General features: G+C 54.5%; 14 protein-coding genes and 1 tRNA gene. 10 read left to right on the top strand and 5 right to left on the bottom strand.

The window, feature by feature from the left end; genetic code table 11:
* Genes RCI20_RS00235 through RCI20_RS00210 form a run of 6 tightly spaced genes read left to right on the top strand, consistent with a single transcriptional unit; the run spans position 1 to position 5,544 of the window.
* Entirely contained in the window at positions 1 to 810 is an 810-nt protein-coding gene (locus RCI20_RS00235) for an FkbM family methyltransferase (protein ID WP_306602430.1), read from the top strand.
* 10 nt (positions 811 to 820) lie between these two features.
* Complete coding sequence (locus RCI20_RS00230) at positions 821 to 2,062, top strand: cytochrome P450 (protein ID WP_306602429.1); 1,242 nt, start codon at positions 821 to 823, stop codon at positions 2,060 to 2,062.
* Entirely contained in the window at positions 2,059 to 3,315 is a 1,257-nt protein-coding gene (locus RCI20_RS00225) for a hydroxymethylglutaryl-CoA synthase family protein (RefSeq protein ID WP_306602428.1), read from the top strand. The genes RCI20_RS00230 and RCI20_RS00225 overlap by 4 nt, the downstream gene beginning before the upstream one ends.
* Before the next feature lie 22 nt (positions 3,316 to 3,337).
* Complete coding sequence (locus RCI20_RS00220; RefSeq protein ID WP_306602427.1) at positions 3,338 to 3,583, top strand: phosphopantetheine-binding protein; 246 nt, start codon at positions 3,338 to 3,340, stop codon at positions 3,581 to 3,583.
* Positions 3,564 to 4,775 (top strand): beta-ketoacyl synthase N-terminal-like domain-containing protein, encoded by a 1,212-nt coding sequence (locus tag RCI20_RS00215; protein WP_306602426.1) that lies wholly within the window; start codon positions 3,564 to 3,566, stop codon positions 4,773 to 4,775. The genes RCI20_RS00220 and RCI20_RS00215 overlap by 20 nt, the downstream gene beginning before the upstream one ends.
* A 4-nt stretch (positions 4,776 to 4,779) precedes the next feature.
* Positions 4,780 to 5,544 (top strand): enoyl-CoA hydratase/isomerase, encoded by a 765-nt coding sequence (locus RCI20_RS00210; RefSeq protein ID WP_306602425.1) that lies wholly within the window; start codon positions 4,780 to 4,782, stop codon positions 5,542 to 5,544.
* Here the strand turns inward: RCI20_RS00210 and asnB are convergent, their stop codons facing one another.
* From asnB to RCI20_RS00195, 3 genes are all read right to left on the bottom strand, one after another.
* On the bottom strand, positions 5,545 to 7,506 hold the full coding sequence (gene asnB / locus RCI20_RS00205) for an asparagine synthase (glutamine-hydrolyzing) (RefSeq protein WP_306602424.1): 1,962 nt from the start codon (positions 7,504 to 7,506) through the stop codon (positions 5,545 to 5,547). It abuts the gene before it with no gap.
* A 14-nt stretch (positions 7,507 to 7,520) separates the two neighbouring features.
* Entirely contained in the window at positions 7,521 to 7,787 is a 267-nt protein-coding gene (locus RCI20_RS00200) for a hypothetical protein (protein WP_306602423.1), read from the bottom strand.
* 84 nt (positions 7,788 to 7,871) lie between these two features.
* Positions 7,872 to 8,411, bottom strand: coding sequence for a YcjF family protein (locus RCI20_RS00195; RefSeq protein ID WP_306602422.1), 540 nt, complete (start codon positions 8,409 to 8,411; stop codon positions 7,872 to 7,874).
* Positions 8,412 to 8,529: 118 nt separating this feature from the next.
* Here RCI20_RS00195 and RCI20_RS00190 point away from each other — a divergent pair, with 118 nt between their 5' ends.
* From RCI20_RS00190 to RCI20_RS00180, 3 genes are read left to right on the top strand one after another with little or no spacing between them, the layout of a single operon-like run.
* Entirely contained in the window at positions 8,530 to 10,947 is a 2,418-nt protein-coding gene (locus tag RCI20_RS00190) for an MFS transporter (RefSeq protein WP_306602421.1), read from the top strand.
* Positions 10,944 to 11,951 carry an ABC transporter substrate-binding protein gene (locus tag RCI20_RS00185; protein WP_306602420.1) on the top strand — a complete coding sequence of 336 codons (1,008 nt, stop codon included), beginning with the start codon at positions 10,944 to 10,946 and terminating at the stop codon, positions 11,949 to 11,951. Before RCI20_RS00190 ends, RCI20_RS00185 begins: the two co-directional genes overlap by 4 nt.
* A 4-nt stretch (positions 11,952 to 11,955) precedes the next feature.
* A complete protein-coding gene (locus tag RCI20_RS00180; protein WP_306602419.1) occupies positions 11,956 to 12,555 on the top strand; it encodes a histidine phosphatase family protein in 600 nt (199 codons plus the stop codon).
* Between the two features lie 11 nt (positions 12,556 to 12,566).
* Here the strand turns inward: RCI20_RS00180 and RCI20_RS00175 are convergent, their stop codons facing one another.
* Together RCI20_RS00175 and RCI20_RS00170 are read right to left on the bottom strand one after the other, a co-directional pair.
* Entirely contained in the window at positions 12,567 to 13,571 is a 1,005-nt protein-coding gene (locus RCI20_RS00175) for an alpha/beta fold hydrolase (RefSeq protein WP_306602418.1), read from the bottom strand.
* Positions 13,572 to 13,752: 181 nt separating this feature from the next.
* A complete protein-coding gene (locus RCI20_RS00170) occupies positions 13,753 to 13,953 on the bottom strand; it encodes a SlyX family protein (RefSeq protein ID WP_306602417.1) in 201 nt (66 codons plus the stop codon).
* 240 nt (positions 13,954 to 14,193) lie between these two features.
* On the opposite strand from RCI20_RS00170, the gene RCI20_RS00165 reads away from it, so the two are divergent.
* A tRNA-Val gene (locus RCI20_RS00165) sits at positions 14,194 to 14,270 on the top strand.
* Positions 14,271 to 14,347: the final 77 nt, after the last annotated feature.

The following is a 14,347-nucleotide window of genomic DNA, read 5'->3' as shown; positions in this document are numbered from 1 at the left end:
ATGACTTTATGCCTCACTACCTTGCCTGATGGACGCCAAATCCATTGCGTGAATGCGTACGAAGTGGATTTTTCCGTCCATGAAATTTTCAACGATGATCTGACGGCACACGGCATTGAATTGCCGGCTGACGGGGTTTATCTGGATGTGGGGGCCAATATCGGCTTGTTTTCCCTGCATTTGCTGGACCAATGTCCCGGTGCCAGGGTTTTTGCCTATGAGCCAATGCCTGAGGCGTTTGCCGCGCTGGAACGCAATCTGTCCGGCAAGGCCGAGGTGTTTGCCATGGGCCTGGGCGCTGTGCCGGGAGAGCTCGATTTCGAATATTTTCCAGGTATTACCGCTTTGTCTTCATGCCATGGGGAGGCCAGTACGGCGTTGGTGAACGGTATGCGCGAAATATTGTTCGGTTCTTCGGTCGACCGCAAAATTACCGATATTTTGGATAAAACCGGCGCCAGCCAACAAGTTGCCGTCTCTCCTGAGTTTGCTGATCAATTATTCGCCACGCAAAAGGTTCGTGCCCGCATTGAAACCTTGAGCCAGCAGATTCGTCGGCATCAGCTCAGTCATATCGATCTGTTGAAAATCGATACCGAGGGGGCGGAAAAGGACGTGCTGGCCGGGCTCGATGAGGCGGACTGGCCTTTGATCCGGCAACTGGTGGTCGAGGTGCATTTGGGGCTGGCCGAGACGGAGTTGATGCAAAAGCAGCTCGAAGCCCGGGGGTTTCGTACGATGATCGGTCATCATCCTTTGGCGAATGCCGTGATGCCGGTATTTCATATTTATGCAAAACGTCTTGTCTGAAGGGGGAGCGATGAATACCGTAGCCGAAGAGTCCAGTTGGTGGGATACGATCAAGAAGCAATCTTTCCTGATTGATCCATATCCACAATTGAAGGCATGGCGTGAGTTGGGGCCAGTCCATCATGATCGGGCTTCCGATGTGTATTTTGTATTGGGTCATAACGAATTTGCCAAGTTGGCACGCTCACCGAAGATGGGGCGCGATACCCGTTTGTGGCGTGGTGGCTGGGCGACACCCGAGGCCAAGACCAGGGACCCCGTGTGCTACCAGCTATTTTCGGAAATGCAGCCGCAGATGATCAATGTCAATGGCGCCGATCACCAGCGTATGCGCGGGGTTTTCGAACAGGCATTCCGCCCGGCCGCCGTGGCCGCCATGGCGCCCATGATCGAGGCTGAGGCAGTGAAATTGCTCGACGCCATGGGCAATGGTGGTGACCTGGAGTTCATCGCGGACTATGCCGCCCCTTTGCCTTTGCGCGTGGTCTGTAATCTTTTTGAAATTCCTGCCGAAATGGATCAGCAAGTCCTTGCCTGGAGCGACTCAATGATCCGCGTGCTCGACATCATGACGACGCCCGAGCAGCGCAAGGAGGCGCTTGAGGCGTTGCACGAATTCAAGATCTATGTCCGTGAACTGATTGCCGAGCACCGTAGAAATCCGGGGAATTGCTTGCTCGATACGCTGGTTGCAGCTTTTGAAGCGGGCACCCTGAATGAAGAAGAAGCCGTGATGAACCTTGTTTCAATGCTGATCGCCGGCCACGAAACGACGGTTACCCTGATCGGTAATGGCATGCTTTGCCTGCTGCGCAATCCAGAGCAACTTGCCGCGCTGCGTGCCGACCGTAGTCTGGTGAAGACGGCCGTCGAGGAGTGCATGCGCTACGAGCCGGGCGGCAACATGATCTTGCGTGTTGCAATCGAGGATTTTCCGGTCGGCGATCTGGTCATTCCGGCCGGCTCCCTGGTCCTGGGCTTTATCGGCGCGGTGAATCGGGATCCTGCCGTTTTTGCGGACCCGGAACGTTTTGACATCAGCCGCGCCAAGAATCCGCATCTGACATTTGGTGCCGGTGCTTATACCTGTATCGGTGCCGGCCTGGCCCGTCTGGAAGGAGAGGTTGCCTTCAATGCCCTGCTTGATCGCTTTTCCGAAATCGAACTGGCCGGCGAGGCCCGCTGGCGTCTGGACCGAATGAATGCGCGTAGCCTTGAGTGCCTGCCGGTACGTTTGCGGAGGAATATGTGATTACTGCCGGCATCGAAGCGCTCAACGTTTACGGGGGCAGCGCCTTCATCGATGTGCACGAACTATGCATGTATCGCAATCTGGACATGCCGCGTTTTGCCAATCTGATGATGAAGGAAAAGGCGGTAGCCTTGCCCTACGAGGATCCGGTCAGCTTTGCCGTCAATGCCGCACAGCCTCTGCTCGCCGGCTTGTCGGAGGAGGAGCGGCGGAATATCGAGATGGTCATCACGTGTACCGAGTCAGGTATCGATTTCGGTAAGTCGCTCAGTACATATGTTCATGCCTTGCTTGGGCTGCAGCCCAATTGCCGTTTGTTCGAGATCAAGCAGGCTTGCTACTCGGGTACGGCAGGTCTGCAGATGGCGATCAACTTCATTCTCTCCGGTACGTCGCCCGGCGCCAAGGCCTTGGTCATTGCGACCGATATTTCCCGCTTCGCCCTGGGCGATGCCAATGCCATCCAGGAGTGGGCGTACTCCGAGCCGAGTTCGGGGGCGGGGGCCGTCGCCATCCTGGTCAGCGATGCGCCTCGGCTCTGGCAGGTCGATGCGGGCGCCTACGGCAATCATGCTTTCGAGGTGATGGATACCTGCCGGCCAGGTCCTGATAACGAAGCGGGGGATGCCGATCTGTCGCTGATGGCTTATCTCGATTGCTGCGAGCATGCTTTTCGCGATTACGCGCGACGGGTGGCCGATGTCGACCTGCGCAACAGCTTCGCTTATCTGTGTTTTCACACGCCCTTCGGCGGCATGGTCAAAGGCGCCCATCGGCAGTTGATGCGCAAGTTGCTCAAGGCGACACCGGCAGAAGTCGAGGAAGATTTTGCGCGGCGTGTCGCTCCCAGCTTGAGTTTCGGGCAGCGGGTCGGCAATACAGCCGGTGCGTCGGTGCTGCTTGCCTTGGCCGGGACGCTGGCATATGGGGATTTCAGTGAGCCCCGCCGGATCGGCATGTTTTCCTATGGCTCGGGTTGCTGTTCGGAGTTTTATAGTGGCGTGGCTCAGCGCGATGGCCAGCAGGCGCTGCAGGCAATGGGGATCGACGCCACGCTTGATCAGCGCTATCGCCTATCCATGACGGAATATGAGACCCTGTTGCGGGGTAGCGAAGTCATCCGTTTTGGCACCCGCGACGCGCAACTCGATCATCAATTGTTGCCCGGTGCCTGGCCTGCCTTTGTTGCCGGACACCGCCTGGTGCTGGATCGAGTCGATGGCTACCACCGGGAATACCGCTGGGCCGAATGAAATGCTACACAAGGAGATTAGCTTGGATCGCGACACCGTATTGGCCACCATATTGCAGCAGATCTGCATTGTCGAACCTGCCATGGCCGGGCAAACCATCACGGGTGAGGATTCGATGGTCGATATCGGCATCGATTCCGTTTCTCGCCAGGACGTGCTGATCCTGACCATGGAAGCATTGGGCCTGAATTTGCCGATGGTCCAGTTGTTTGGTCCGCGCAATATCGGCGAACTGGCCGACTTGCTGCATGCCAAGCTGCCGCGCTGAGTCGACATCGCCCGTCGTGACGGGCATCGGTGTGGCGACCGGCTTCGGCTATGGCAAGGCAGCCTTGTTGGCTGGCATGTGGTCGCCCCAGGTTCTATTTGCTGACTTGTGCCGGCCGGGTCGTCAGATAGAAGGGCGGGAGGCGCTTTTTCGCGGCACCGAACTTGCCGAGCCACCCGCGCTGCTGACACCGCGTGTGGCTCGCGTCAGTAGTCTGGGAGGTCGGGTGGCGGTGGCTGTGCTGGACGAGGCTTGGCACGAGGCCGCTCTGGATTCGCTGGCACCGGAACGTATCGGGCTGGTTGTTGGGGGAAGTAACCTCAATGCCCGGGAGCAAATGCTGAATCAGCAGTCCTACGCCGGGCGGATGTCCTATCTGTTGCCTAGCCATGGTTACACCTGTTTTGATACGGATCTGTGCGGCTTGTGTGCCGCTCATTTCCCCATTCGTGGGTTTGCCTATACCGTCGGTGGTGCCTCGGCCAGCGGCGTGCTGGCCGTCTTGCAGGCGACGGAGGCGGTACGTAGCGGGCGGGTTGATGCTTGCATTGCCTTGGGGGCTCTTCAGGATATTTCCTGTTTTGAATTGCAGGCGCTGAGCGCCTTGGGGGTGCTTAGTCCGGGCTTGGTTTGCCGACCATTTGATCATGCCCACGACGGCTTCATGTTCGGTGAGTCCTGCGCTGCCTTGGTCATTTCTCGCCCGGAATCGGGGTTGACCGCATATGGCAGTGTTGCTGGTGGGGCGCATGTTGCAAATGGTCATCGCGGACCCGATCCTTCACTCGAAGGAGAGGTGCGAGCCATTCAGGCAGCGTTGGCGCAGGCCGGCCTGACTGCTGCCGACATCGATTACGTCAATACCCATGGTACGGGTACGCCACGCGGCGATGAAACCGAACTGGCGGCCCTGCAGGCAGCCGGTTTGGGGCAGGCCAGACTGAATGCCAGCAAGTCGTTGATCGGGCACGGTCTGAGTGCCGCCGGGGTGGTCGAGACGGCAATGCTCTTGTTGCAGATGCGGGCTGGTCGCCTGCATCCCACTTTGCACCTGGAAAACCCGCTGCTTCCTGAGCTCGATTGGGTTCGTGATGCAGCGCAGCCCCATGCCTGCCACCACGCCTTGAAACTGGCTTTTGGTTTTGGTGGATTCGACAGTGCGCTGGTCATCAGCGCACTGACGGGAGCGTAAAACAATGGATTATGAAACGCTGCGGGTCAGTTTCGACAGGGGAGTTTGTCGGGTGCGCCTCGACCGGCCAGCTGCCCAGAATGCGATTGATGGCCGTATGATCATTGAACTTGATGATGTTTTGTCCCGTTGCGAGGGGGATGGCATGACCACACCTGTCGCTATCCTGGTGCTTGAAGGAACACCAAGCGTGTTTTGCTCGGGCGGCGATTTTCAGGCGCTGGCTGCCAGCAGCGAGGTAGCCGATCCCGAGCCGCTGTACCGCTTGTGGCAGCGCATGGCGGCTGGGCCATTCGTCAGCATCAGCGTGGTGCGCGGTCGGGTCAATGCAGGTGGGATGGGGTTTGTTGCCGCAGCCGATATTGTGCTGGCCGATCGTTCAGCCGCCTTCAGTCTTTCCGAGCTGCTGTTCGGGATATTTCCGGCCTGTGTCCTGCCTTTCCTGGTGCGCCGGATCGGCCTGCAGAAAGCGCATTACCTGACCCTGATGACGCGCCCGTTTACGGTCGACGAAGCCTTGGCTTGCGGCTTGGTTGATGCCTTGGACGATGATGCCGAGGCACTGCTACGACGTCATCTGTTGCGGTTGCAAAAACTCTCCCAGCCAGCGATTGCCCGGTACAAGTCTTACCTGGGAAATCTGGCCGGACAACTTGAGGTCCTGAAACCTGCTGCACTGGAAGCCAATCGCATGCTGTTTGCTGATCCGGAGGTGCAACTCAATATTCGTCGCTACGTGGAAGAAAGCAAGTTCCCCTGGGAGATCTGATCAGCGGCGGCGCAGGTCTATTGCACGCAACAGGGGGGAGTTGATCGTCTGCATCGTCGGCCGATTGGCCCGCTGGACGAAATAGCGATGCTGGAAGACGAGGCAAAGAAGAAAAATGAAGGCCTGATTTTCCTTGGTGCTGATCTCGGTTGGCGCGCTGCTCATGATCTTCTTCGTCAGTGCCTGGACGAATTTTCCATCGAGGAAGGGGATTTTTGCAATTTCGTCAGTCGAGAGCAGCAATTCGAGATAATCCGGTCGGCAATCGGCAAAGGCCGCACTATCCGGGGCACGGTAAGGAAATTTGCGCTTATGGACAATGGATTGTGGCAACTGCTCGGCAAAGGCCTGGCGTAACAGTCGCTTTTCCTCGAAGCCATCATCAAAGCGTAGATTAACCGAGTTGGCCAGATTGATCACCGCCGGGTCGAGGAACGGACAGCGGTTCTCTACGCCATGGGCCAGACTCATGCGTTCGCCCTGGGTTGAGAGCAGATAGCCGGCGAGGAGGGTTTTGAACTCCAGCCATTGCGCCTGGTGTACCGGCGTCATTTCGGTGTAGCCCGGTGTTGTTGCGACGAGCGCCGAGATGGCCTGAAATGGATCGCCTGCATTTTTGATCAGGCGTGCTGCGAAGCGACCATTCTGGAAGCGTAATTCATGGGAGAACAAGCCAGGCAGGCGCTCTTCGGAAAATTGCTGGTAGAGCCCCGTGAGTGCAGCGATGTCCTGAGGACCATAATGTTCCAGATGGGGATAGAGACGGGCCAGTTGCGTTCGCCGTTCGTCTTCTGCCAAGGCTGCCCACTGCCGGCGTAGCAATACCTCCTTGAACAGGTCGTAGCCCAGAAATGCCTCGTCGGCCCCTTCGCCAGAGAGGATTACCTTGATGCCTGCTGCCCGGGTCTGGGCAGAGAGCAGATACATCGGGACAAAGGCGCTGCGAAAGGCTGGTATTTCGGCATGCCAGGCTGCTGCTGGAAAATGGTCCACGATGTCGCGGTGGGTAATCGTCAGCGCATGGTGCCGGCTACCGAGAAGACTTGCCATTTCTTGCTGCTGAGCTGACTCGTCGTATTGCCGGTCGGCAAATTCGACTGAAAATGTGGATAGTGGATGCTGGCTCAAGTCGCTGGCGAGCAGGGCAATGATCGCTGAATCAATGCCGCCGCTTAAATAAACGCCAACCTCTACATCGCTGCGTAAGCGCAGTGCCACGCTATCGCGCAGGCTCTGGCGGATAAGCGTCTGTGCTTCCGCCACGTCAGCAACTTTGATCTGTGCCTCAAAGTCCAGCTTTGTATAGGGTCTGGTTTCAGTGCGGCCCGCCCGGACACGCAACCAGTGGCCCATAGGCAGGTTGTGAATGCCGCTGAATCCTGTTTGCTCCGGTAGAGGCGTCCAGGTTGCGGCAATGGAAGCAAGTTGTTGTGGGTCGTGTTCAAAGACAAAGCCAGGGACAGCAAGGAAGGCCTTCATCTCCGAGGCAAACAGCAGGCCCTGGCCATGTGGGGTGTAAAAAAGCGGGCGCTTGCCGTAGCGATCACGTGCCAGTACCAGTTCGTCTTCATCCCTGTCGTACAGTGCGAAGGCAAAGCTGCCATTCAGGCGTTGCAGGCAGTCTGGTCCCCAGTGAATCCATGCCTGCAGCAAGACTTCAGTATCGGAGTGGGTGATAAATGGGCGACCCAGAATTTCGAGTTCAGCTTTTAATTCCAGATAATTGTAGATCTCGCCGTTGTAACAGAGCCAATAGCGCTCCGTTTGGTCGGATAGCGGCTGGAGTCCTGCGGCGATGTCGATGATCGACAGGCGGGTGGAGCCTAGGCCGCAGCGTTCATCGACGACATAGCCACTGGCATCCGGTCCTCGGTGCGCAATATATTGCAGCATTTCGAGCAGGGTGCTCGGAAAACCCTCTGCTGTCAGGGCAGGATGGAAGAAACCAGCAATGCCGCACATGGATTAGAGGATGTTCAGGAGGAGGTGTCCGCTCCGGCATTTTCTGAGCGTTTTTTTTGCAGGACGAATTCACGAATTCGAGTCAGGCTGGTCAGAACGTTACCGGTAATTTCTTTTTCCGAGAAACGGATATCGAATTCTTTTTCCAGAAAACGGCACATTTGAACGTAACCGAAGGAATCCATGACACCTTCTTTGAACAAGTCGGTGTCTTCAGGAAAAGATTCATCGAACTCGATCAGGAAGCTCTGTTCGATATAGTCGCGAATTTTGTCGCTCATCAGCTTGCACCGTTAGACTGACAGCCTTCAGCGAAGGCGTCAGAGTATGGGAATAAGTAAACGGTGAGCATCATGGGACGCGTTTCAGGCCGTTGCTTCGCTGGCGGCAGGTTTTGCGCGGCCAATAAATTCAGAAGCTTTACGCTTGCCTTCTTCGTACTTCTCTTTGAACGCAGTCTTGGCTGCTTCTGCATTAAAATTCAAAGTTGTTCCACCAGAAGCAAAGTGAGCAGTGAAAACCTTGCCCAGTGCGTAAGTGGAAGCTGCGCCCAAGGTAGGTACCGCCAAAACGGAAATGGCTGTCCCGATAACCGGTACGCTACGGAACATGTTGGTTGCGATCATGGCAGCCCCTGCAACAGGCAGAACGGTCGCGACCAATGTGCCCATGGCATTTTTGACGGCATTCTCCGAGAAGCGGATATCGTAAATGTCAGAGAGTTGAGCAATCATGCGCAACTGAATCGTGCTGCTGGTCGCCATTTCGATAAACGGAATCGGGATCAGCCCGCCCGCAGCGGCATAGATGCTGTGTTTCTTTATGCATTCATTAGCCAGACGTGACAACTCGTCTTGGCGCAGGTATTCCTCTTCTGTTGCCGAAATCTCGTTTTGTTCACTCATGGCAAACTCCATTCTGTTTAGATAAAAAATCCAAATGACTGTTCCGATCCTAACATATGATGTGCGTGTTCAGAAGCTTGCATCTCTATGAAAGACTGGAAAATTGTGAGTTTTATAGATGCGATATCCCGGATTTTTCCACGACAGGGTGAAAAAGCAGCAACCCAATCAGTATGTACTGAATAAAAACGCTATGGCTGCCCTGAAAACAAGCCTGCTGAATTTGTTTATCGCCTTGTTGCTATCCCTTGTGTTTGCTCTCGGGATGGCTTTGTTGCTCAATTATTATAAATTCAGCAATACCGTTTCCGGCTTGGTGCGCGACAACGTTGCGGTCGCCGCCCAGGATATCCAAGAGAATTTTGGCCTCTCGTTGTCCGTTGGGATGGATTTGTCGGCAATGGAAGGCATGCCCGCCTTGCTTGCGCGGCAGTCCAAGGTCGATCCGTCGATTATTGCCATCCGAATAGGCGATATGCATGGGAGGGGGGTGTATGCATCTGATCCAGCATTGGCCTCTGCTAATTATCCTGAAGCTTGGCAGATTGCTGCGAAAGCATCAAAAAACGGAGAGTGGAATATTCGGGAGCAGGATGGTGTCGAAAGTATTGGTTGGATTCTGCGCAATAACTTTGGCTTGGCTGTCGGATTGCTCGGTATCGAGTACTCAACGAGTCAGGTCGAAGCCAGCCAGAAAAAGCTTTTCCCGGCGCTGATCAAGGCCACACTTTTGAGTTTCTGTGTTTCTCTTCTTATTGGCTCGATTTTCCTGTTGCTTCTTTGCCGTTTTTGCCGGCATGTTGAACGCCTGACTTTTCGGACTAGTATGCTAATCATGCTGGTTACGCTTGGTGGGCTGCTTGCGGTTTCGTTGCAAGCCCTTCCGTTGTTCAAGCAACATTTGCTACCAAAGCTTGAGCAGAACGCCCGGCAAAGTGGCCAGATTAAAGCTGAGCTGATTGTGCGTGCCATGGGGCATGGTTTGGCACTGGAGGAGCTCTATGGTGTCGAGGATGTCCTACGACGGGACTTGATCGAAAATGTGGGGCTGGCCTATTTTTCGGTGCTTGATTCCGCCAATAGCGTACTTTTTCATGTCGCCAAAGATACTTGGAATGGTCACGATGAACCGGATGATGTTGCGCCGCCTATTGCGCTTCCGATTGGTGATGCAGGAAGTATCCTTGTTGGTCTCGACGCAGCCTTTGCTGGAAAGCTGCTCAAAGAGATGAGTCTGGATGTGCTGGTTGTGCTGGTTGTTGCCATGTTCTTTACGCTTGAAGTGTTGGCTTTTCTTCCGGTTTCCGGAGATCGTTCCTGTGACCCTTTGCGTAAAAGTCGGGATATTCGAGCGCCAGTATTTCTGTTTTTCCTCAGCGAAGAGCTGACTCGTCCCTTTTTGCCCGGTTTTGTCGGCAGCTTGTCGAAAGGTATTGATTTGTCGTTGCAGAACATCGTGATTGGATTTCCCATCATGGTTTTCATGCTTGTCGTTGCCTTGGCTCAGCCTTGGCTTGGCGGACTAAGCCAGCAGTTTGGCAACAGACGCTTGCTCTTGGGCGGAACACTGGTTGCCATCGTTGGTTTTCTGGTGTGTGCCATGGCAACAAATATCTACATATTCGTTGCAGCCAGAGTGATCTGCGCTCTGGGTTATGCAGCTATTTTTGTCTCAGCCCAAGGACATATTCTGGAGAATACGGCAGATGCCAGCCGTTCTGCCGGTTTTGCGCTTTTTGTTGGTGCGATTATGGTGGCGACGATTTGTGGTCCGTCGATTGGCGGTATCCTGGCTGACAATATTGGCGCTCGTGCAACCTTCGTTGTGGCGGCTGGTATTGCCGCGCTGGGCATTCCGCTGATGTTTCGCTTGCCCGGCGGTACAGCCGAACAAAAAGGCAGTGCGGCAGGCAAGGTGCGGATATCCGATGCACTCAAGCTCTGTAGAAACAGTCGATTTATGGCGGTATGCGTCAGTGCGGCGATTCCAGCTAAGGTTTTGCTGACAGGGTGCTGTTTTTTCTTGCTACCGCTCTACATTATTTCGATCGGTAGTACTCAGGCTATGGCTGGGCGGATGCTCATGGTGTACGCGGGTTTCATGGTGCTGATCATGCCAATTGCCGCACGTTATGCTGATCGTTTCAATGCGCGGGCTGTTTTCATTCTGTCTGGTTTGCTGATTTCCGCACTGGGCGGCATGCTGGCCCTGGTTGCCGACGGATTTTTGTTGGCCATTGGTTTGGTTGTTGCTCTGGGGGTTGGTCAGTCGCTGAGTATCACGGCCCAGAGCACTCTGGTTTCAAGTGTGGCGGCCAGTGAAATTCAGTTGTTCGGTGACGGCTACGTATATGGTGTATATCGCCTCCTGGAACGCATGGGGAACGCGCTTGGTCCTTTGTTGGCTGGTGTGCTGTTGACCCTGTTTGGGTTTCAGGTCACTTTTGTCTGTATGGGAATACTCGCGCTGCTTGCCGCTGCTATTTTTTATTGGCTAATCATTCATCAGGTAGCCTCTAATGTGGAGGCGGCATGAGTAATCAAAGAAGAAGGGCGTGTCTCGCGATTGCGGGCATTTTTGTACAAAGTTCGGTCCCGGTTTTTGCTAGGACGAATAAGGCTGTACGGATATTTGTTGTCACGTTTCGCGGGAAAACTGAAGTGGAAAAGGGGTTTCGCGACTATCTGGCCCGGCATCAATATCCTGTGGAATATATTGAGCGGGATCTGGGGCGAGACAGTTCGCGCTTTCCCGCACTGATCGCGGAAATTCGTGCCCTGCAGCCTGATTTGATCCTGACTTGGGGAACCACCGTAACGGAAGGCATCGTCGGAAAATACAATGCAGTCGATCCACGTTTGCACATCACCAATATTCCGGTGGTGTTTACGTTGGTTGCTGCGCCGGTCAGTGCCGAGTTGGTACCCAATCTGATTTCTTCCGGGCGGAACGTGACAGGGGTTTACCATGTTGCATCGACCGAGTCGCAGCTCCATGCAATGGCGGCTTATCGACCTTTCAAGCGCCTGGGTATCCTGTATACGCCAACCGAGAACAACTCCTTGGCGGTTCTGGATGAACTAAGGGTGCTTGGCAAAACTCTAGGTTTTGCGGTGATTGATCGGCCATTTCGGCTGGATGCGGCCCGGCGACCAACGATTGATGGTGTGCCGGATATGCTCAGGGAAATGAAAGAGGCTGGTGTGGATTGGCTCTATCTGCCCCCGGATTCTTTTCTTGGTACGCAATGCAAAGATATCGTTATTCCAAACGCGCATGCGCTGGGGTTGCCAACCTTTGCTTCAACAGAGCAGATCATGGATGCCGGTGCGCTGGCTGGGTTGATTAGCCGTTATTACAGTATTGGTCAGTTCACGGCCTACAAGGCCAGCCAGATACTGTTCGATAAACAGGCACCGATGACCGTGCCGATCGAAACGCTGACTCAGTATTCATTTCTGATCCGAATGGCTGTCGCCAAGCAATTGCAACTTATTCCCCCGTTGGCCATGTTCGATAGTGCCGAATTCGTCAAGTAAAACCATGAAATTAAATTCAACCGAGCGCTTCTTGTTTCTGCGACACGGAGAAACTGATTACAACGTACAAGGCATTCGTTGTGGCGGCGAGATTGATATTTCGCTCAATCAGACGGGGGTGGGGCAAGCTGAAAAAGTTGCTGAACTGCTTGGGCAGGGAGGCTTTCCTCTGTTCTGGATCGTCGCCAGTGAATTGTTGCGTGTTCAGCAAACGGCGCATATCGTTGCGGATCGTCTGGGGCTACTGGTCGAGACGAATGCGGAGTTGAACGAACGGCGACTGGGTGAGTGGAATGGCAGGTCGATCAGCGAAACGGAGTCAGCGCTGAGATCAGGCGAGACTCCGCCGGAGGGGGAGTCTGCTACGGAATTTCGCACACGTATCCTTTCATGGTTGGATACATGGCAGCCTCGTCTGATTAAACCCGGACTAATTGTGGCGAGTAAAGGTGTTGGTCGCGTACTGAGCGAAGCTCTGTCCGGCCAATGTGTCAGTGTGGGGAATTGTGAGTTGTTATTGTTCGAGGGGGTACGCGCAGCTGCTTGTTCGATCTCGGTATTTCCCGGGGGGCCAAGTGTGGATGGTCTAGTCCCCAAGTATTGATCGAGTCGGGCTCAGGTATTTTCTTGCTGTGGCAGGGCGGAAAACTCTCTGCCGATAGTGTTGTCGCCGGTAAGCCAGTCGCGGATGAGGCTGATATGGTTAGGGTTGTCGAGTACGGGGGTATGCCCGGTATGCGGTACGTGCATGATGGTGATGTCGGAATAATGCCGCATCTGCCGCAGGCTTGGTGCGAGCAATGCATCTGATTCCAAGCCGTGTGTGACCAGGATTGGTTGTTTTAGTTTTTGCCACTCTGTCCAGACATTGACACTCTCTCTGGCGCTTTCGCGGTAGGCCAGCATGGCGCGTGGGTCATAACGATAGATACGACCGCTGTCTTCGTCTGACCACCGAGTCTGGTGGTGCGTTGTATATAAACGTGTGTTTTCTTTGATTGGGCCGTCGTTGCGTAGCGAGACTCCTACTTTGCGTAGTAAGTCGGTTGGTGTGCGAAAAACATAATGCCTGGCTAGCGTTTCCGCGCGTCTTTGTCGTCTCTTTGCAGGGATGTACGGGCCGGTATCGTTCAGGATGAGTTTAGCCACAAGTTGCGGGTGCCGTGCTGCAAGAATGATCGCTACTGTGCCGCCGAGTGATGAGCCAACGATGGTTGCCTGCTTGGCATTGAGGTGATGCAGGCACTGTTTTAACTGTTCAACATATGTTTCCAGGTGATATTCAGTTAGGTCGGCCAGCCAACCTGAATAGCCACGGCCGACCCAGTCCATGCAGACGATTTGATATCTTTCGCTTAGCCCGTCGGCAAGGAAGTGAAAGCGATGAGCACAGTTTGCGACGCCGCCGATACAGAGTATCAGCGGATGATCCGGATTGCCCCATTGCGTATAGGCAACGGAAACGGGGTAGACCTTGCGGAGGCGTTTGGGAACCTTCTTCTGCAGGCGCATTGGGTGTTGGTAATCAAAGCGACGGGCGTTCAGTTTTCCGGAGAACTGAGTTTCGAGCCAAGCTGCGTATTTTTCGTATGCATCCCAGCTGTTTTGCCAGTCGATCATGCTATCCATATTCGTCTTGTCTCTTTCTGAGGAATGGGGCTGGGTATGGTGAGTGCATCGTTGCGGACATCTTATAGCGATATCTTAATGGTAGGGGCAACTGAAGTATGCTACCGGGTTGCCGAAATTTCGCCAACGTCATTTGAATCGACGGCATGATAATAATTGTGTTGCGCGCATGTCAGTAATGCGGCGGAATCTCGTCGCGCAGGCTGTGTTGCTCCTGTGGTTGGCTGTTGCTGACCTGTTCGCGTAGTGCGCGGAACTGAGTCGTCAAAAAGTCGATTTGCTGTTGTTGGCGATAAACGACCTTGTTCAGTTCCTCGATCTGGTCTTCATTGAAGCTGATCTTTATTTCCAGATTGGTCAGGCGTGATTCCATCTTGGGGGCTCGTTGGTTGAGATGCTTGTTTAGCGGCTTCGGATTTCCTGGTGCTGCGTCGCTCATGCAATAGTGGCAGGGTGGCACCGATCAATGTCAATGCACAAAGTCCAAAAATGATCCAGCCTGTATTCATGATCCGGTTCTCGGTTCGAGAGTGCGCATGTTACTTCGGATTGATTTTTTTTGGGTGCGAGTGGTTGACATATCTGACCGGGCGTCTATAATGCGCGCTTCCTTAGGCGGTTAGCTCAGTTGGTTAGAGCGCCACGTTGACATCGTGGAGGTCGTTGGTTCGATTCCAATACCGCCTACCAAATTCCTGACGGAGCTGTTTTGGTCACTTTCCGAACTTGCACTGAAGTTCAGAAACTCTAATCGAGTCGGCTTTCGT

Origin of the sequence: Azonexus sp. (assembly GCF_030824335.1) — a bacterium.
GTDB lineage: Bacteria > Pseudomonadota > Gammaproteobacteria > Burkholderiales > Rhodocyclaceae > Azonexus.
This window is presented reverse-complemented; position numbering and strand designations above follow the sequence as displayed.